19 protein-coding genes and 1 pseudogene are annotated in these 18,384 nt (G+C 72.6%); 15 read left to right on the top strand and 5 right to left on the bottom strand.

Features of this window, described 5'->3' with window-relative positions:
• Positions 1-29 precede the first annotated feature (29 nt).
• A complete protein-coding gene (locus tag SLAV_RS37680) occupies positions 30-683 on the bottom strand; it encodes a DUF7691 family protein (RefSeq protein WP_030240374.1) in 654 nt (217 codons plus the stop codon).
• 334 nt (positions 684-1,017) lie between these two features.
• Here SLAV_RS37680 and SLAV_RS43740 point away from each other — a divergent pair, with 334 nt between their 5' ends.
• On the top strand, positions 1,018-1,233 hold the full coding sequence (locus tag SLAV_RS43740) for a zinc-binding dehydrogenase (protein WP_051841474.1): 216 nt from the start codon (positions 1,018-1,020) through the stop codon (positions 1,231-1,233).
• Positions 1,234-1,894: 661 nt separating this feature from the next.
• Here SLAV_RS43740 and SLAV_RS37670 read toward each other — a convergent pair.
• A complete protein-coding gene (locus tag SLAV_RS37670) occupies positions 1,895-2,539 on the bottom strand; it encodes a dihydrofolate reductase family protein (RefSeq protein WP_030240372.1) in 645 nt (214 codons plus the stop codon).
• A 206-nt stretch (positions 2,540-2,745) separates the two neighbouring features.
• The gene (locus SLAV_RS41320; RefSeq protein WP_158740966.1) at positions 2,746-2,895 is read right to left on the bottom strand and encodes a hypothetical protein; all 150 of its coding nucleotides are present in this window, start codon (positions 2,893-2,895) and stop codon (positions 2,746-2,748) included.
• A gap of 486 nt (positions 2,896-3,381) precedes the next feature.
• Between SLAV_RS41320 and SLAV_RS37655 the strand changes: the two genes are divergently transcribed.
• The 5 genes from SLAV_RS37655 to SLAV_RS37635 all read left to right on the top strand — a co-directional run bounded on the left by SLAV_RS37655 (position 3,382) and on the right by SLAV_RS37635 (position 7,853).
• Positions 3,382-3,615: a hypothetical protein gene (locus SLAV_RS37655; RefSeq protein ID WP_030240367.1), complete on the top strand. Its 234-nt coding sequence runs from the start codon at positions 3,382-3,384 to the stop codon at positions 3,613-3,615.
• A gap of 67 nt (positions 3,616-3,682) precedes the next feature.
• Positions 3,683-4,114, top strand: coding sequence for an ATP-binding protein (locus SLAV_RS37650; protein ID WP_051841481.1), 432 nt, complete (start codon positions 3,683-3,685; stop codon positions 4,112-4,114).
• Positions 4,115-4,167: 53 nt separating this feature from the next.
• Entirely contained in the window at positions 4,168-5,937 is a 1,770-nt protein-coding gene (locus SLAV_RS37645) for a bifunctional phosphatase PAP2/diacylglycerol kinase family protein (protein WP_244225274.1), read from the top strand.
• 79 nt (positions 5,938-6,016) lie between these two features.
• Entirely contained in the window at positions 6,017-6,970 is a 954-nt protein-coding gene (locus tag SLAV_RS37640) for a YihY/virulence factor BrkB family protein (RefSeq protein WP_030240359.1), read from the top strand.
• A 61-nt stretch (positions 6,971-7,031) separates the two neighbouring features.
• Positions 7,032-7,853, top strand: coding sequence for a phosphatase PAP2 family protein (locus tag SLAV_RS37635; protein WP_030240357.1), 822 nt, complete (start codon positions 7,032-7,034; stop codon positions 7,851-7,853).
• 25 nt (positions 7,854-7,878) lie between these two features.
• Here SLAV_RS37635 and SLAV_RS37630 read toward each other — a convergent pair whose 3' ends face one another.
• Positions 7,879-8,385, bottom strand: a complete 507-nt coding sequence (locus SLAV_RS37630; RefSeq protein ID WP_030240354.1) for a MarR family winged helix-turn-helix transcriptional regulator — start codon at positions 8,383-8,385, stop codon at positions 7,879-7,881.
• Positions 8,386-8,486: 101 nt separating this feature from the next.
• Between SLAV_RS37630 and SLAV_RS37625 the strand changes: the two genes are divergently transcribed.
• The 8 genes from SLAV_RS37625 to SLAV_RS37590 all read left to right on the top strand — a co-directional run bounded on the left by SLAV_RS37625 (position 8,487) and on the right by SLAV_RS37590 (position 16,502).
• Positions 8,487-9,680: a PP2C family protein-serine/threonine phosphatase gene (locus SLAV_RS37625; protein WP_051841473.1), complete on the top strand. Its 1,194-nt coding sequence runs from the start codon at positions 8,487-8,489 to the stop codon at positions 9,678-9,680.
• A gap of 36 nt (positions 9,681-9,716) precedes the next feature.
• A complete protein-coding gene (locus SLAV_RS37620; RefSeq protein WP_063760382.1) occupies positions 9,717-10,253 on the top strand; it encodes a MarR family winged helix-turn-helix transcriptional regulator in 537 nt (178 codons plus the stop codon).
• Between the two features lie 187 nt (positions 10,254-10,440).
• Positions 10,441-11,733, top strand: a complete 1,293-nt coding sequence (locus tag SLAV_RS37615) for a PP2C family protein-serine/threonine phosphatase (RefSeq protein WP_078950703.1) — start codon at positions 10,441-10,443, stop codon at positions 11,731-11,733.
• 56 nt (positions 11,734-11,789) lie between these two features.
• On the top strand, positions 11,790-13,439 hold the full coding sequence (locus tag SLAV_RS37610) for a sensor histidine kinase (RefSeq protein WP_063760381.1): 1,650 nt from the start codon (positions 11,790-11,792) through the stop codon (positions 13,437-13,439).
• Positions 13,436-13,894 (top strand): response regulator, encoded by a 459-nt coding sequence (locus tag SLAV_RS37605; RefSeq protein ID WP_030240342.1) that lies wholly within the window; start codon positions 13,436-13,438, stop codon positions 13,892-13,894. Before SLAV_RS37610 ends, SLAV_RS37605 begins: the two co-directional genes overlap by 4 nt.
• A 79-nt stretch (positions 13,895-13,973) precedes the next feature.
• Complete coding sequence (locus SLAV_RS37600) at positions 13,974-14,336, top strand: STAS domain-containing protein (RefSeq protein ID WP_051841472.1); 363 nt, start codon at positions 13,974-13,976, stop codon at positions 14,334-14,336.
• 166 nt (positions 14,337-14,502) lie between these two features.
• The gene (locus tag SLAV_RS37595) at positions 14,503-15,258 is read left to right on the top strand and encodes a restriction endonuclease (RefSeq protein WP_078950700.1); all 756 of its coding nucleotides are present in this window, start codon (positions 14,503-14,505) and stop codon (positions 15,256-15,258) included.
• Entirely contained in the window at positions 15,255-16,502 is a 1,248-nt protein-coding gene (locus SLAV_RS37590) for a phospholipase D-like domain-containing protein (protein WP_030240334.1), read from the top strand. Before SLAV_RS37595 ends, SLAV_RS37590 begins: the two co-directional genes overlap by 4 nt.
• Positions 16,503-16,615: 113 nt before the next feature.
• Here SLAV_RS37590 and SLAV_RS37585 read toward each other — a convergent pair whose 3' ends face one another.
• Entirely contained in the window at positions 16,616-17,068 is a 453-nt protein-coding gene (locus SLAV_RS37585) for a hypothetical protein (RefSeq protein WP_030240332.1), read from the bottom strand.
• Between the two features lie 105 nt (positions 17,069-17,173).
• Here SLAV_RS37585 and SLAV_RS37580 point away from each other — a divergent pair.
• A pseudogene (locus tag SLAV_RS37580) lies at positions 17,174-17,719 on the top strand (Rossmann-fold NAD(P)-binding domain-containing protein); the annotation flags it as partial.
• Positions 17,720-18,384 lie beyond the last annotated feature (665 nt).

Genomic DNA, 18,384 nt, shown 5'->3' with positions numbered 1-18,384 from the left:
CCGGAGGGAGCGGCCGCTTCCTCCGGGGGTCAGCCGGTGATCGAGAAGAAGATCGAGCCGTCCTCGGCCCACCACCAGGCGCCCTCGCCCTCGTTCCATTCCGAGGCCCAGCTGTCGAGGACCTCGATGAGCTCCCCGAGGTCGTACCGGAGGTCGGCGTCGACGCGGTCCAGCACCGCGCGGTAGGCCTCCGCTGCGGGGCCGGCCTTTGCGAGGGGCCAGCAGCCGATCTCCGGTGAGCCCTCCAGGGGGCGGGGTATGCGGAATCCGATCTCCGAGGGCGGGCCGCTGAAGACGTACTGGTAGGGCAGCAGGTCGGCCGGGACGCCAGCCGAGCTGAGGGCGGCGTCCAGGGCGGAGAAGTAGGTGACGGGGCTGCGGTAGCTCGCCAGGGTCGAGCTGTCGCTCGCGTTGTGGTCGATGATGATCTGGAGAGCCGCGTAATAGGCGCAGCCGGCGTAATCGGCGGAGGAGTCCGCCCGACCGGAGACCAGCTCCTCCAGGGCGTCCGGGACCGACAGCCCCCAGTCCACACCCTGGTCCTCAAGGTCGTCCTGACGCGCCTTCGCCCTGACGCGCATGTTGTCCAGGCGTCGGGATTCGTCGGCGGTCAGGTCCTGGGCGGGCACGAAGCGCACGATCTCGCCGCGGTTCGCCATGCTGTAGTTCACTACCTTGCTCATGGGTTCATGCTGCCAAAGGGCACTGACATCGATGCTGATACTCAGGTTCCGGTGGTCGTGACTCAGGCACTGACTGACGCCCTGCTGCCAAAACCGCCTCTCCCCCGGAGGTGACGGGGCAGCCAGCGGCGGCCCTTCCCGTGGCAGGCCTGACGGCCTGGCAGGCGGTGTTCGAGCACGGGAAGGTAGCCGCTGGTCAGTGGGTGCTGGTCAACGGTGCGGGAGGCGGCGTCGGAGGCTTCGTGACGCAGCTCGCCAAACACGCTGGGGCGGAAGTGATCGCCACGGCCAGTCCCAGAAGCACCGAGGCAGTCCGGCGGCAGGGGCCGATCAAGTGACCCCGATCGAGCCGGCTGCCGACACCGGGGTGAGCGCGATGCACATGGTCGCCCGCAACGATGTCGCCCATCTTGCGGCGCTCGTGGAGCTCGTCGACGCAGCCGCGCTCAGCATCGACATCGGCGAGTCACGTCCCCTGGGCGACCTCGCCGACAACCCCCACCACAGCGAAACCGGCCGGACCCGAGGCAAGGTCGTCATCATCCCTTGAGCCCAGGCGGCCGGACCTTGATTTCGGGCTCCGCGTCAGCCGGTCCCTGGGCACGTTCCCGTGTACCTGGCCGAGTACTTTCACGAGTACGTCGACACTTGACGATCAATAGGAGCATCAGCGGTGTCCAGGACCGGTTCGCAGGTACCGGAGCCGCTCAGGCCGTGTCTTTCGGATCAGGCCGGGTCAGGGAGCGGTGCCAGCGTCGCGGGCCCGGTCCGACCCGAAAGCCACGGCCTGGCAGGCGCACCGCGACGATCCGCCTTCCGCCACCCGCACGATCAAGGTCCACCCGCCCGCGTCGGGCCAGCGCGCTGACGAAGCCACGCCGGCCGCCCGCGAGGGCCGCCCTGGAACCCGACCCGCAGGGCTAGTGACCTGAGTCAGAGATTCGGTGGCTGTAGGCCCTGGGCGCGAGATCTCCGCAGTTCTGCGCGCCAACACCGTTACGCTCGTCCATCACGTCGGCCGGCACCTTTGGGAAGGTGAGCCCTACAAGTTGCTGTTCCATGCCGGCAGAAGCACGGTCTCCAGCGGCCTACCAGCAAGACGCTCCCGGCCGGCATGGTGGCCGGCTGACCGCCCGGGGGTGACTCGGCGGGCCGGCTCGGGGCAGCCCCGGGAGGTGAACAGTCCCGCCGAGGCCAGCCCCGAGGACCGGTCACTTCCGCCAGAAGAGGTGATGCCTCACCCCACTCGGACTGGGAACGACTTCCAGGTGGAACCGGTCGAGCAGCTCATCGGGGGACTCCCAGAGTCGTACTCCTGAGCCGAGCTTCACCGGCGAGACCGCCACGTGCAAGGTGTCGACGAGGCCGGCGTCGAGGAACTCTCGGATGGTGGTGGCCCCGCCGCCGAGTCGGACGTCCTTGCCCTGCGCCGCCTCGCGAGCCATTTCGAGGACCGTGGCAGGGTCGCCGTCGACGAAGTGGAACGTGGTGTCGGACAGCGTGAACGAAGGACGCTTGTGGTGGGTCAGGACGAACACCGGGGTGTGGAACGGGGGCTCGTCACCCCACCAGCCCTGCCATTCATGGTTCTGCCAGGGCCCGCGCTGGGGCCCGAACTTGTTCCGGCCCATGATCTCGGCGCCGATGTTTCGGGCGTAGTCCCGCGTGAGGTAGTCGTCCAGGCCCCGGCTCCCTCCGGGCTCGGTGCGCATCGGCCAGCTCGCCGTCGCACCGGCCCAGGCGAACAGCCTCCCGGGATCGACATGCCCGAACGGCCTCTCGAAGGTCTGGTCCTCACCGGCACCGATCCCGTCACTCGAGACGTTGAAGTTCTGGACTCTCAGTAGCTGAGCCACGTGCTCCTCCTGTGTTGTCGACGACGGTGGTGAGACTTGCCGGGCCGGGAAAACTCATCGCTGCGTCCGTGATCGGTCAGAGATCGGACTGCCCAGCGTTCCGCGCGCCGACGAGGGGCATACGTCCGCAGCTTGACATATCAGCCTAGGACAGGCGTGACCATCTGATGTCAGGACAGGTGGGACGCCGAATTCCTGGGGGTCGATCAGCAGGGCCGCGTCGGCGAGGTGATCGGCGGCCATCCGCGCGGTGACGTCCAGGAGTGGACCAGGAACTCGGTGCGTTCGCGTTCCGTCCGCAGGGCCTCCCGGGCGAGCCAGTGGTCGGTGTCGTCGACGAGCCACCACAGGACCACGCCGTCGTCACGGGGTGTCGTGCGCCTCGCAGGAACAGTCGCCGACGGGTCCCCGGACGGTGGCGGCCCCCGCAGGCGGGCGCTGGGCGGGCATGGGCGTGGTGCAGCGGGCGTGCGCCGGCACCAGCCGTCAGGGAACCGTGTCCGCCCTCGCCGACCCGGGGCGGGCGTCGGGGAACACCGCCCCTGCCGCCGCATTGGCGTGGACCACGACCGCGGCGGCGTCCGCCACCAGCACCGGGCGGGGGACCTGACTGAACGGCAGGTCCGCGGAACCAGACGTTGAAGGCCCGCTGCGCGGACCCCTCACGCTCGGGAACAACAGTTGCCCCCGGCAACCGTCCTCCATCAGCCGTACGCCTCGCAACCGGACCGCAGGGGCACGCCGTATCGAGCGCTCGCGCCTGCGGGTGACGTGCCACCGAACCGCTTGACGGTGCCGGTACCCATTGACCGGGCCCGCCCACGGTGTAGGAGTATGTCCCGGTGACCGGAGAGGGAGCGGTCGTCACCACGACCGCAGAACGCGACGCGACCGTCATCAGCCTGCGCGACGAAGTCGACGAGGACCTCGACGCGCAGCCGGCTCACGCTGCCGCAGAGGTGGCGCTCGTCCTCGCCGCCCCACTGCACACCGCCGTCCGGCGACTGTTCGAGGTCACCGGAGCCTCGACGGGCTTCCGTGCGGCGGACGGCCTGACGACCGCAGTGACGTGCTGACCGCCGGCCCGCGTCCCCGAACGGCCCGTCACGGTACGCCCCGTGCGGGCCTGGGCAGGCGATGGGCATGAACCCACCCCCGCCGTCCGACATTCCCCCGGACGGGCAGCGGTACCGCGAGGACGCCGCGGGCGACCGGCGCGCAGCACCGCCCTCCTCGGCGGCGGCAGCCCGTGACCGCGTCCGCGAACTGCTCCTCCTCGCGGGTGTCGGCCTCGACAGCGTCGCCGCGGCGGACGCGCTGCTCGTCACGTCGGAGCTGGTCACCAACGCGATCCGGCACGGTGGCGGGGTCGTCGCCTTCCGGGCCGGCGTCGAGGACGGCGTCCTGCACCTGTCGGTCACCGACGCCAGTCCCCTGCTCCCCGCGGCCCGCACGGGGACGGCCGACCAGCCCGGCGGCTACGGGTGGCTCCTCATCCAGCGGCTGGCGGAGCGCGTCGAGTGCAGCCCCCGTCCCGGAGGGAAGACCATCACGACGGCGCTCCGGCTGGGCTGAGCCGGGCCGGGCGGCACGCGCATCATCGGGCCGTGACGGGTAACACGACCTCCATGACGACGATGAAGAGCGGGGCCGTGAGACCCTCCTGGCTGGTATGGATCCTGCCGGCCCAGACCGGCGCGATGGTGCTCCTGGGACTGTGGGTGACCCATGTGGCGGCGGCCGGTCATGGCCCGCTCGCCCTGGAGGGGCGGCTGTCCCGGGATTTCGCCACGCACCGGAGCCCGGTCGGGAACGCCGTGAGCGCGGGCCTGTCGCTGCTGGCCGGCACGGAAGGCGTCATCGCCGTGACGCTGGTCTGTGTGGCGGCGCTGCTGATGCTGCCGCCGGCTCCCCGGTGGGCGGAGGCCGTGTTCCTGGGCGCGTCGGTCGCCGTGCAGTCGGCGGTCTTCCTCGTCGTCACGTCCCTCGTGGAGCGGCCCCGTCCCGACGTTCCCCGGCTGGACGGAGCCCCGCCCACGTCGAGTTTCCCCTCGGGGCACGTCGGCGGGGCCGTCGCCCTGTACGGGGGGCTGGCCGTCCTCCTCCTGATGCGTACCCGCTCCCGTGGGCGGTACCTGATGGCCGGAGTGCTGCTGCTCGTACCGCCGGCGGTCGGGCTGTCCCGGATCTACCGGGGGATGCACCATCCGTCCGACGTACTGGGCGCACTGCTCAACGGGGCCGTGACCCTGATCGTCCTCGGGTCGGTGTGCCTGGCCGGGCGCGGCGCCGCCGACGCCCGGACACGGCGGCGGACTCCGGACGGCGGGGCGGTGGCCGTACCCGCGGGTCCGGGGCGGTCCGGCCCTGCCGGCGGGCGCCAGCGGAACGGGAGTGTCGTCGTCGTACGCCATCCCCACGGCTGCCCGGACGAGCTGGCCGACGGGGTACGCGCCCTGCTCCTGCGCCACGGATTCTCCGACCAGCGGTGGACCTCCACCACCCCGGAGCGGCCCTGCGGAAGCCTTCCGCAGGAGTGCGACGCAGGCAACGTGGACCTGGTCGTGGCGTGCGGCGGCGACGGCACCGTACGCGTCTGCGCCGATGCCGTCGCGGGCACCGGGATCCCGCTGGTCCTCGTACCCTGCGGCACCGGCAACCTGCTCGCCCGCAACCTGGGCCTGCCGTCCGATCCGGCGACGGCCCTCGACGAAGCCCTGGCCGGCGGCGACTTCGGGATCGACGTCGGCCGGATCGAGGGCGACGGCCTCCCGCCGACCCGGTTCACCGTCATGGCGGGCGTCGGCTTCGACGCCGCCATGGTCCGTGACGCGTCCCCGGCCCTCAAGGACCGCCTCGGCTGGGCCGCCTACGCCCTGGCGGCCGCCCGGCACCTGCGCGACCCCCGCATGCGCCTGACGCTCCGCCTCGACGGGGGACGCCCGATCCGGCGGCGGGCCCGGATGGTCGTCCTCGGCAACGCCGGCGAACTCCGGGCCGGCCTGGACCTGCTGCCGCGGGCCCGGCCGGACAGCGGCCGGCTGGAGGTCGTGCTCTTCGACCCCCGGGGGGCGGCAGGCTGGCTCGCCGCGGCGGCGCACCTGGCCGCCCGGACGGTACGGCGTCCGGCTGCGGCGCCGGGACCCGGCGGACCGGTGTCCGTCGCCGGCGGATCGCTGGAGTACTTCAGCGCCGGGCGGATCGAGCTCCGCTTCGCACGGGCCCAGGACCGCGAGGCCGACGGCGACTCCCTGGGCGAGGGCACCCTGCTGACCGCCGGGATCGAACCGGGCGCCCTGCGGATGCGGCTGCCCCGCGCGCCCGGCGCCCCGGCCGCGGTGGCAGCGTCGCGCGTCCCGGACGGCACCTCGCTTACCGCACGCGCCGCGCACCTGTGACCTGTGGGAACGGCCGCTCCGAACTCCGAACGCTTCGGAGCGCCTCGGAGCACACACCGTCAGGAAGGGGAGACCGACGATGGGAACCGCCAGCCGGGTACCGCAGCGACGCGACGTGCGGGGGGAGGAACTGTCCGGCGACGAGGCATGGGTGGCGCTGCGCCGTTACGGCGGCTGGCGCCTGGCCAGGGATTCCTTCGTGCGCTTCCGCTACGCGGACGGCTTCAGCCACTCCCGCGCTCTCGCCCTCCAGACCGTCCTGTCGATCGTGCCGCTGGCCATCGCCGCGGTAGGCCTCTCCAGCGTCCTGCACACCGAGGGCTTGGGGCACGTCGCCGAGCTCACGATCAACCGGATGACCAACGGCCCGAGCCAGGAGCTGGTCGACGAGGCGCTGCGTCAGAGCCGGCACCAGGCCGGCGGCGGCGGGCAGGCGGCCCTCTGGCTGGGCCTGTTGTTCTCCCTCGTCAACGTCACCACGAGCCTGTGCCAGGTCGAGCGCGGCGCGAACCGCATCTACGGCAACGAACGCGACCGGCCCTTCCTGCGCAAGTACGCGCGGGGCCTGGTCATGGCGGTGCTGGCGGGTCTTCCCCTGGGGCTCAGCTTCGTCCTCATGGTCCTCGGCTCCGACCTGACCCACGCGTTCGCCGAGGTGTACCACCTCGGCCCGGACGCCGTCCGGGCCTGGGACGTCCTGCGCTGGCCCGCCGGGGTGCTGCTGGCCGTGCTCGCCACCAGCGCGATCTTCCGCCTCTCGCCGCGCCGTGCCCAGCCCGGCTACACCTGGCTCGCCTTCGGCGCCGTCGTCCACCTGGTGCTGTGGCTCGGAGCGACCTGGGCGCTGAGCCTGTACGTCGGTGCCAGCAGCTCCTTCACCAGCGTCTACGGGCCCCTCAGCGCGATCATGTCGCTGCTGCTCTGGTCCTACCTCACCTCCCTGGCGCTGTTCCTCGGCCTGTCCTTCGCGGCCCAGCTGGAGGCGGTGCGCGCGGGCACGCGGGATCCGGTGACCCGGGACCCGGGCGTCTGACGGATCCGGGCGTCTGACACCACACCCGAGCCATCGCACCCCCCGAAGGCAGGTTCACCCCATGGCACAGCGCACGGCCCGTTCCCGACGCCCGGCCGCCGTCCGGGCGTTCCTCGTCCGGCACTCCGGGCCCGACGCGGCTTTCGGCCGCAGAATGGTGCTGGCGGTGGCGGTCACGGCCGTGGCGGCGGTGCCGTTCGCCCTGGCCCTCGTCCTCGTCGAATCCCGGTGGCCGCCGCTGTACCGGCTCGACCGGGCCACTGCGGAGCGGCTGCACGGTGCCGCCCTCGCGCACCCCTCCTGGGTGCGCGTCATGGACTTCTTCACCGGCGTGGTGTGGGACCCGGTGACCCTGCGCCTGCTGGTGGGGGCCCTGGTGGTGTGGCTCCTGACCCGGCGGGCCTGGCGGCTGGCGGCCTGGGCCGGTGTCACGTCGGCGTCCGGGGCCCTGATCGGGTTCCTGGTCAAGAACGTGGTGGAGCGTGCCCGTCCGCACCTGCCGGAGCCCGTCGCCCACGCACCCGGCTTCTCCTTCCCCTCCGGTCACGCCATGACGGCCACGACCTCCGCCGGCGTGCTCCTGCTGGTGCTGCTCCCGCTGGTCCCCCGCCCGTGGCGGCCGGTGCCGTGGCTGCTCGCGGCGACCGCGGTGCTCGGGGTCGGTTACACCCGGGTCGCCCTGGGCGTCCACTGGGTGAGTGACGTCGTCGGGGGCTGGCTGCTCGGCATCGCCGTGATCACGGCGACGACCCTCGCATTCGAGGCCTGGCGGGCCGACACCGGGCGCCCGCGCACGGCGGTCGGCGAGGGCCTGGAGCCGGAGATCGCGGTCGGCTCCGCCCCGGAGGCCCCGTCGGAGGGAGTCTCCCGCCCCGCTTCCTGAGCCCCCGGGTACGGGCCGGTGTGGTTCAGGCCGTTCTGGTGGTGGAGGACTCCGGGGACGGAAGCCGCAGCGGCTGCGCGACCGCCTCACAGAAGTCGGCGAGTCCCGCGGCCAGGGCGGCCCTGGAGGCTTCCGGCATCGTGGCCATCGCCTCGGCCAGCGCGTCCTGCCTGCGGACGCGCAGTCGTTCGAGGTACGTCCGGCCCGAGGAGGTCAGCCGGAGCAGTACCTCCCGGCGGTCGTCGGCCCCGGGGTGCCGTTCGAGGAAGCCCACGGCCTCCAGGCGGTCGCACAGCCGGGTGACCGACGGCGGGGCCGCCTCCAGCAGTCTGCCGAGGTCGCGCAGGTTCAACCGGCCGTTCGCCTCGACGAGGAACAGCACCCGGGCCTGCGCGGAGGACACGGGCGGGGCGCTGGCGGTGTCCCGGCCGCGCTCCCAGACCACCTCCAGCAGCTCGATCAGCTCGCTCATCCGCGCCACCGCCGACACGGCTTCCCGCGGGCGTGGGGAGCCGATCGGCCTCTGACTCATGTGACACTCCCTACCGGACGTACGCGCAGCCCTTCCCCGGCGGACCGGCGGCTTCGTCGTCCCCCATTTTGGCAGTTCCGAGAAGGACGGGTACGGGGCCGGTGACTGAAGTCGTAGGCGGCGAGGATGTCGGGGGCGGCGGGCACGTCGAGCGCGTGCTGCGCGGCGCCGCCCCGCACGAGTTGTTCGAGGAGGTCCGGGTCGTTCTGGCGCGCGACCACGGGGCGGCCGGGGCCGAACTGCTGATGGCGGACTACGCCTCGGCACGGCTCCAGCCCGTCACGGTGCGGCCCTTCACCGCCGGTTCCGTGTCGGCGTACAACAGCGCCGAGGGCCGGGCCTTCGGCTCCCAGGAGCCGCACGTGGTCCCCGGGGAGGACGGGGCGACCGTGCACCTGCCCGTGACCGTGCGCGGCGACCGGCTCGGGGTCCTGAGCGTCCGCTTCCCGGCCGGCGTCGCGGTCGGCGCGCTCCTCGCCCCGCTGCGGGACGTGGCCGACGCGCTGGCGCACGAGATCCTCGTCGCCGACCGCGACACCGACTTCTTCCTCCAGGCGCGCCGGGCCAGGAGGCTCACCCTGGCCGCCGAGATGCAGTGGCAGCTGCTGCCGGGGCGCTCCTGCTCACGGCCCGAGTACGACCTCGGGGCGCAGCTGGAGCCCGCGTACGCCGTTTTCGGCGACAGTTTCGACTGGTCGGCCTCCGCCGACCACCTGACGCTGACCGTCAACAACGGCATGGGGGAGGGCATCGACGCGGCGCTGCTGACCAACCTCGCCGTCAGCGCCCTGCGCAACGCCCGGCGGGCCGATCTCGGCCTCGCCGATCAGGCGGCCCTGGCGGACCAGGCCCTCTACGGCCAGTACCAGGGGCGCCGGCACCTGGCGATGCTGCTGCTCCGATTCGACCTGGACACCGGCGAGGCCGAGGTCATCGACGCGGGCTCGCCCCGGGTCTGGCGGCTGCGCGGGGGCGTCGTGGAGCCGATCGGGCTGGAGGCGCAGCTGCCGCTCGGCATGTTCGAGGACACCGTCTACACCTGCCAGAGCCTGCGGGTCCTGCCCGGGGACCGGCTGTTCTTCCTGAGCGACGGCGTCTACGACGTCCTCTCCCCGGCCGGTGAACCGTACGGCCTGCACGCCCTGACCCGGGCAGTCATGAGCACACGGCTGTTGCCGCCCTCGCAGGTGCCGCGGGCCCTGCTGGAGGAGCTGCCGGGGTACCGGGGCGGCGTGGACGCCGCCGATGACGCGATGGTCGTCTGCCTCGACTGGCACGGCCGGCCCGGGCGATAGGGGGCTGAGCCTGCCGCGGGGTGGCACAGTGGTGGCATGCCCCGTCCCGCCCGCTCCGGCGCGTACGAGGAGCCGGCCGCGGCACTCGCCGCCGCGGCGGAGCTCCTCGCGGTGCTGCACGCCAGGGGCCAGGACGAAGTGGCGCCGGCGGTGTCACCGTCGCAGCTGCGGGCGCTGCTCGCCGTCGAGGGCGCCGAGGGGGTCAACCTGCGGGCCCTGGGCGAACTGCTGGGCTCCCGGCCGCCGTCGGTCACCCGGCTCTGTGACCGGCTGGAGGCGATGGGGCTGCTGGTCCGCTCGCCCCACCCGTCCCGGCGGCGCGAGGTGGAGGTGCGGCTCACGCCGCGGGGGCGGGCGCTGCTGGACGAGCAGCGGGCGGTCCGGGTGCGCGAGCTTTCGGCGGTGCTGGGGCGGATGGCGCCCGCGGCGGTGGACTCGCTGGTTGCGGGCTTGGCGGCGTTCCGGGAGGCCGCCGCGGGGCCGACACCGGCCGACAGCTCGCCTGCGGGCGCCTGCGCCCCGCCGGCGCCGGGGTTGTCGTCGGCTCCGGCGCGGGTTCCGGACAGCGCCTGACGGTCGGGGGCCGGGGTGGCCGGTCCCGGTCTGCGGGTGGCCGGTTCGCGTGCCTTCCGGGGATGACAGGATCATTGAGGTGTAAAATATTGCCTTACGGCAAATGATCACTCTAGGCTTACCCGCATCGACCACGCGGCCGTCGGGCGTCCGCCGTCCGGAATGAAGAAGGGACAGACGCGACGCCATGGTGAGCACTTCCGAACTCGGGGCCCGGCACCCGGTCGCCGGCACGACGCAGCAGCCGGTGGTCCGGCCCCGGCAGGCGCCTTCCGGGCAGCCGGACGGCTTACTGGCACTGTGGGACGGCGTACCGCCCTACGTCCTGCTCATCGAGGACGACGAGGGCGACGCCCTGCTCGTCGAGGAACTGGTGGAGGACAGCGGGATCGAGGTCCGTCTCGGCCGGGCCGGGTCACTCGCCGAGGCCCTCCGCCTACTGGAGGCCGAAGCCCCCGAGTGCGTCCTGCTGGACCTGCACCTGCCCGACACCCAGGGCCTGGACGGGCTGAGGAAGGTCCTCGCCGTGTGCGCCGAAGCGGCGGTCGTCGTCCTGACGGGACTGTCGGAGGAGCGGGCAGGACTGGCCGCCGTCGCTGCCGGTGCGCAGGACTACCTCGTCAAAGGGCGCTTGGAGGCCGACGTCTTCATGCGGGCCATCCGCTACGCGATCCAGCGCAAGCGCACCGAACTGGCGACCGTCGCCCTCCAGGCGAGCCGACTGCGCGCCGAGGAGAACGCACGGCTCGAACGCGGCCTGCTCCCCACTCCGCTGCTGCTCGACGGCGTGGCCGACGCGGTCACCGTCTGCGCCCGCTACCATCCCGGCCGCGCGCAGACATTGCTCGGCGGCGACTTCTACGACGTCGTCCAGACCCCCGACGGGGCCACCCACGCCGTCGTCGGCGACGTATCGGGACACGGCCCCAGCGAAGCGGCACTCGGTGTCTGCCTGCGCGTGGCATGGCGGTCCTTCGTCATGGCCGGCGCACGCGGCGCCGAACTGCTCCGGCTCCTGGAGCGGATCCTGCTGGCGGAACGCTCCGGCCCCGAGATCTTCGCCACCCTCGTCTCCCTCACCCGTCCCGCCGGCACCGAGGCCGTCTCAGTCCAGCGGGCGGGCCACCCCGGGTTCCTGGTCCGCTCCGGGGCGGGCGTGGAGTTGCGCACCGTCCCCGGGGGCCCGGCGCTGGGCATCCTGCCCGGCTGGGGCGCCGGCTGGCCCGTCGCCGAGGTCGACGTGGAGGCCGGCGGCGCGGTGATGCTGTTCACGGACGGCCTGATCGAGGGGCGCATCGGGCCCGGCTCCGACCGCCTCGACGAGGCCGGCCTCCTGGACATCGCCCGCCGGCACGCCGACCTGCCCGCGGAACCGTTCGTCGACACCCTGATCCGGACGGCGCAAGGCCTCGCCGCGGACTGGGGCGGCCTGGCCGACGACGTCGCCGTCCTCCACCTCGAATGGAACTCCCCCACGTGACCTCCCCCGCACAGCTTCCCGCGACACCCCCGCGACGGGCGCCGGACCGCCATGGAGTGAGCCTCCAGGTCTGGCTGACCACCGTACTGGTCACGCTCGCCTTCATGGTCGTCGGCACGGGCGTGCTCGGCGCCGCCCTCCTGTCCCGCACCACCGCGGCCGGGAACCGGCTCGTCGACGGCATCCTGCCCGCCCAGCGGGACGCCCTGCGGCTGGAGACGGCCCTGCTGGACCAGGAGACCGGGGTCCGCGGCTACCTGCTGGCCGATGAACCCGCGCTCCTGGAGCCGTACGAACGCGGTCTGTCCGACGAGTCCGAGGCCGCCCGGCACCTGGCGACGGCCCTCGACGACGACGACGGCGTACGCGGGGACCTGGCCGCCGTACAAGAGGCCGCCCGGACCTGGCGCGAACAGTTCGCGGCCCCCGCCATCGCCTCCGTGGAGAAGGGCACCGCCCCGCCGTCCCTCCAAGCCGGCAAGGATCGTTTCGACGAGGTCCGCCGCCGGATCACAGCGCAACAGGCCCGCCTGGACCGCATCCAGTCCGACGCCCGGGCCACCTTCGGCGAGGCGCGCTCACAGCGCGACCACATCCTCCTGGCGATCGTCGCGGCCTTCCTGCTGGCCGGCTCCGCCCTCGCCCTGCTGCTCCACGTGGGGGTGCTGCGGCCGCTCGCCCTGGTGAGGACCGCCTCACAGCGCGTGGCGGACGGAGCCTTCGCCGAGGAGATCCCCCTGAGCGGTCCCTCCGACCTACGGGCCCTGGCCGGGGCGGTGGAGGCCATGCGGCACCGGACGGTGGCCGAGCTGGACGCCTCGCGGCGCAACGCCGAGCGGCTCGACCGCACGGCTGCCGAGCTCGACGCCCAGGCGGTGGAGCTGCGCCGCTCCAACGCCGAGCTGGAGCAGTTCGCGTACGTGGCCTCGCACGACCTCCAGGAGCCACTGCGCAAGGTGGCGTCCTTCTGCCAACTGCTGGAGAAGCGCTACGGGGACCGGCTCGACGAGCGCGGCACCCAGTACATCGGCTTCGCCGTCGACGGCGCCAAGCGGATGCAGGTGCTCATCAACGACCTGCTGACCTTCTCCCGGGTGGGCCGCGTCCAGGACGCGCGCGAGACGGTCGCGATGGACGGTCCCCTGGACCGGGCGCTGCGCAACCTGGCTGCCGCCGTGGAGGAGAGCGGCGCGGAGGTCACCCGGCCGGAGCGGCTGCCGGACGTGGTGGGCGACCCTACGCTGCTGACGATGCTGTGGCAGAACCTGGTGGGCAACGCCGTCAAGTTCCGCTCCCCCGACCGTGCTCCGCGCGTCGAGGTGGCCGTGGCCGACGGCCCCGCCGCGGAGTCGGGCTTCCACACCTTCACCGTCACCGACAACGGCATCGGCGTGCCGGCCGAGTTCGCCGAGAAGGTCTTCGTCATCTTCCAGCGGCTCCACGGCCGCGAGACCTACGGCGGCACCGGCATCGGACTCTCGCTGTGCAAGAAGATCGTCGAACACGGGGGCGGGCACATCCGGATCGACACCGAGCACCGTGAAGGCACCCGGATCGTCTTCACCCTGCCCGTGGCCGACGCCCCCACCCCTTCCTCCGACGCGGCCGAGACCTCTTCCTCCGGCGCGACCGAGACCCCTGCGCCCGGCGCCGGCGCCGCGGCACCCGCCCCCGTCCCCGCCCCCACCGAAGGAACCCTCCGATGAGCACTCCCGCCGACCGCCCCCAGGCCACCCCCGCCGAAGTCCTGCTGGTCGAGGACGACGCGGGCGACGAGCTGATGACCCGGGAAGCCTTCGAGGACAACAAGATCGGCAACGTACTGCACGTCGTGCGGGACGGCCTGGAGGCCCTGGACTTCCTGTACCGCCGCGGCGAGCACGCCGACGCCCCGCGCCCCGACCTGATCCTGCTCGACCTGAACCTGCCCAAGTACGACGGACGGCAGGTCCTCGAACGGATCAAGACGGATCCGGACCTGAACCACATTCCCGTGGTCGTCCTCACCACCTCGGCGGCCGAGGAGGACATCCTGCGCAGCTACAGGCTGCACGCCAACGCCTACGTGACGAAGCCGGTGGACCTCGACCAGTTCATCCGGGCGATCCAGCAGATCGACGACTTCTTCGTCACCGTGGTCAAGCTCCCCCGCACCCGGTGAGGCCGGCGGCCGGGGCCGGTGAGGGGGCGGAAGGGTCCGAAAGAGCGAACGCGAAGGTGGGGAGAGGGAAGTGAGCAGCATGGACGCGCACGGCGCAGGGGCACGCAGCGGCGTCGAGACACGGACGGACGGGGGCGTGCGCATCGTCGTGATGACGGGTGAGTTCGACATGGACAACGTGGCCGCTCTGCGGACAGCGATGGATCCCACAGCTCCTGGTATCACCAGGTTCGTCCTGGACGTCACGGGGGTGACCTTCGTCGACTCGACCGCACTCAGCATCATGCTGCAGCCCGCGCTGGACCGCACGGTGGTCCTCGCGGGGACCGTGCCGGCCAGGCTGGCGCGGGTCCTGGAACTGACCGGCGCCGATCTGGCCTTCGCCACCGCACCCAGTGTGACCGAGGGCACGGTCATGATCGTCCCGCCCCGGCGGCGCTGAGCAGCCCTCCGGCGCGGAGGCGCGGCCCAGGGGGCGCCGGCCGGTTTGGGGCCCGGAATCCCGGCCATACGAGCATCGAACAGGCTTCGGCGTCCGCCGCGGTCCCCGCCCCCGGCACCGGCCGGGGGCGGGGACCGCGGTGTGCCGGGGCGGGAGGGGGACTCGTATGACCACACCCGATGGGGACACGCCCGCGACCGTACGCGGCGCCGGACCCGCACGGCGCTCAGGTGCGGGACGGGACGCGATGCTCGCGCTCGGGCTGCTCGGCACCGGCATCACAGGCCTGGCCGCCTTCGTGAAAGCGGCCTCGGCGGACGGGATCCGGCCCCCGGTCACCCCGATCGCGGCCCTGGCCGTACTGCTGCTGGGCCTGCTCCTCGCGAAGTGGGGCTTCGCGCCCGTCCGGCGCCGGTCCCCCACCACGCCACCCGACGGGTACGCGGAGGAGCCCCCGGACTTCCCCGAGGTCCGGGGCGACGCCTTCGACCACGCCGCGGTCGACGCCGACGGCTTCGAACACACGGTGGCCGCCCTGTGCGCACGGGACGGCTGCACATCGGTGGAGGTGGTCGGCGGAGCCGGCGACCTGGGCGCCGACGTCCTCGCGAGGACGGCGGACGGGCGACGCGTCGTACTCCAGTGCAAGCACTACGCCGAGGACAACAGGGTCGGCTCGCAGGACCTGCAGCGCTTCGGAGGAACCTGCTTCGCGGTCCACGAGGCGGACGTCGCCGTCATCGTGACGACCAGCTCCTTCACAGCGCCCGCCGCCGAGTACGCCGACACCTGCGGGATCGTCCGCGTCGACGGCGAAGCCCTGGCCGCCTGGACCGAACAGCGGGCGCGGGCGCCCTGGGAGCCCGGCGCCGACGCGCCCGCACCCGCCCCGCACCCCACTCCCCGAGGAGCCGCGTCATGACCGCCACCGACACCACCCCTGCCGAGAACCCGCAGGCCACCGGCGCGGGAGCCGACGCCGGGCGCCCGGCCGACGCCGCCGGGCAGACCGACGAGCGCATCCACCGCATCCGCCGCCGCCTGGAACGCCTCATCGGCATCGCCGCGACCGAGGGGAACTCCGTACGCCCCCTGCGCAACGGCGACGAGATCTTCACCGCGATGCTCGACGCCGTATCCTCCGCCCGGCACACCATCGACATGATGACCTTCGTCTACTGGAAGGGCGACATAGCCCGCCGGTTCGCCGAGGCCCTCGCCGAGCGGGCCCGCCACGGCGTGCGCGTACGGCTGCTGCTGGACGGCTTCGGCAGCCGACTGATCGAGCAGGACCTGCTGGACCGGATGAACACGGCCGGGGTGGACATCGCCTGGTTCCGCAGACCCGTGTTCCTGTCCCCCTTCAAGCAGAACCACCGCTGCCACCGCAAGGTCCTCGTCGTCGACGAACGGACCGCGTTCACCGGCGGCGTCGGCATAGCCGAGGAGTGGTGCGGCGACGCCCGCAACCCGCACGAGTGGCGCGACACGCACGCCGAGGTGCGCGGGCCGGCCGTCGACGGGATCGCCGCGGCCTTCGCCCAGAACTGGGCGGAGTGCCATCCCGAACTCTTCGACGGTCACGACCGTTTCGTCAGCCACGAGCCGGCCGGCTCCGCCGTGGTACAGGTGGTGCGCGGCTCGGCCGCCTTCGGGTGGCAGGACATGCAGACGCTGATGCGGGTCGTCCTCGAATCGGCGCAGGAGCGCGTGCGCCTGGCGACCGCGTACTTCGCCCCCGACGACTACTTCGTCGAGCTGCTGTCCACGACGGCGCGCCGGGGCGTCACCGTCGAGATCCTGCTGCCCGGCCCGCACACCGACAAGCGGGTGTGCCAGCTGGCGGGCCAGCACCACTACGAGAAGCTCACCGCCGCCGGGGTGCGCATCCACCAGTACCAGCCGACCATGATGCACGCCAAGGTCATGACGATGGACGGGGTGGTCTCCCTCATCGGCTCGTCGAACTTCAACCGCCGCTCCCTCGACCACGACGAGGAGGTCATGCTGGCCGTCATGGACCCGGCCGTCACCCGCACCCTGGACGAGCACTACGACCAGGACCTCCGCGACAGCATCCGCATCGCTCCGGATCGCTGGCGCCACCGCTCCGTCCTCCAGCGAGCCCGGGAACTCTCCGTCCGGCCGGTGCGCCGCTTCCTGTGAGACCCGATGGCGGCCTCCCCGCCAACGGCGACGACATCGGCGTCTGCGTACCCGTCTTCGCCACCCGACCCGTCATCGCCAAGGCACTCGCCCACTGGGGTCACCACCGGCGGTCATGGGGTCGAAGCTTCCACGCCGTCCGACGTGCCGTGGTCCGACCGGGCTCGCCGGGTTCTGATTTCGCGGTAGCAGTACGTCGCGATGGTCAGGACACACACCGTGTGGAGGAGCAGCTGGAGGGTGTAGGGGCTGTCGTACAAGATGCCGTCGTACCAGCCATCACCATTCCACGAACCCTGTTTGTCGATCACGTCCGCCAAGAGGCCTACCGCGATGACCGTCGAGGCCGCGTACCCCGCCCCGCGCGTCAGCTTCGTGGAACGCGATGTGAGTACCGCCGTCAACACCAGGGTGACCGTCATGACGACGAACAAGCCGAGTCTGTTCCCGAAACCGATCAGCCAGTTGTAGAGGAAGAACAGGACTGTCGGTAGGACGAACCGGGTCGCCGTGTCCGTGGCCGCCGGCAGTACCCGAAGGCGTGCCGGGGGCTTGGCCGATGTCACACCCAGAGGTGGGGGGACCCTGTTCGCTCCGGGGGTGGAGACCAGTGGCGGTAGCGGAGTCGTGCCGGGCATTGGGGGGAGGTGGGCCCGGTCGGCTGTCGGCGGACCGTCCAGACCCACCCACACCTCGGCCCCGCCGGCGAGAACCTGGCGGTGGAGCGACTGCTCAAGGCCAGCGGCATGGCCTGGACGATCCTGCGGCCGACGCAGTTCGCCTCGAACGCTCTGATGTGGGCGGCTTCCATCCGCGGCCACGAGACCGTGTGCGCGCCGTACGCCGAGACCGCGCTGCCGACCGTCCACCCTGCTGACATCGCGGCGGTGGCACGGGTCGCGCTGACCGAGCCCGGCCACCAGGGACGCACGTACGCCCTGACCGGTCCGGAGCCGGTGACCGCCCGACAGCAGGTCGAGGCCCTCGCGTCAGCACTGGGTCGGCAGGTTCCCTTCGCCGAGATCAGCCGCCGGCAGGCCCACGCACAGATGACCGCGGTCTTCGGCGCCGAGGCCGCCGACGCGGTGCTCGACGTCACGGGCGGAGACGTGAACGACGAGCTGCTGATGGTGCGCGACACGGTTTCACAGATCACCGGAACGCCGGCCCGCCCGTTCCGGCAGTGGGCTTCGGAGAACGTCAGAGCCTTCCGCTGAAACGAGATCACCGGTCGGCGCCACCACAGGTCCCCAACTCGTCTCCCACGGGGTTCCGCTGGTCCTCTCCGGCGACTACGCCGACGCCGTCCTCCGGCTCCGGCGCCAAGAATGAGCTCCTGCCGGACAGGTGGTCCTGGCCGTCCAGGCGTCCACGTCCCCGCCGGTGCAGGCAATGAACTCCGCCCCCAGCAACGGGCCCGTGCCAGGAGGCACGCCGAGGACTCCTTCCGCGTCCCGAGCCAGGGCAGACCGGGCCAGGTGTTCACCACGGCGGCTCTACTCTCCCCGGCCACGGCGGTGCGCTGGGCTGGCGCCGTGGCGACGGCCGCCTCGGACTCGCCCTTGACCAGTGCCGCGAAAGATCGGCACGGCCTGCGGGCGCGGAAGAAGTAACGCCGTGGCGGTGGCGGTGGCGGTGGCGAAGGCCAGCCGAAGCGATCTTCTGCGTTCGCCCGGCTCGGCCGGTACTCCTTCCTCTTGCCGGAGCCGCCCGGGAGAGGCGCCGGTCACCGGCTCGTGGAAGGGGCCCGGCCGCCACGAACCGCCCCGGCGTCGGGGACCTCAGGAACTCAGCTGGGCCCGAAGTGGATCCCCTCCCCGGGCTCCCGGATGGCGATCTGGTCGGGAATGCTGTCAAACAGGACAAGCAGTACGTCAGGCCC

Origin of the sequence: Streptomyces lavendulae subsp. lavendulae, assembly GCF_002803845.1 — a bacterium.
Taxonomy (GTDB): domain Bacteria; phylum Actinomycetota; class Actinomycetes; order Streptomycetales; family Streptomycetaceae; genus Streptomyces; species Streptomyces lavendulae.
Note: the sequence above shows the minus strand (reverse complement) of the source record. Positions and strands in the feature narration are given on the sequence as shown.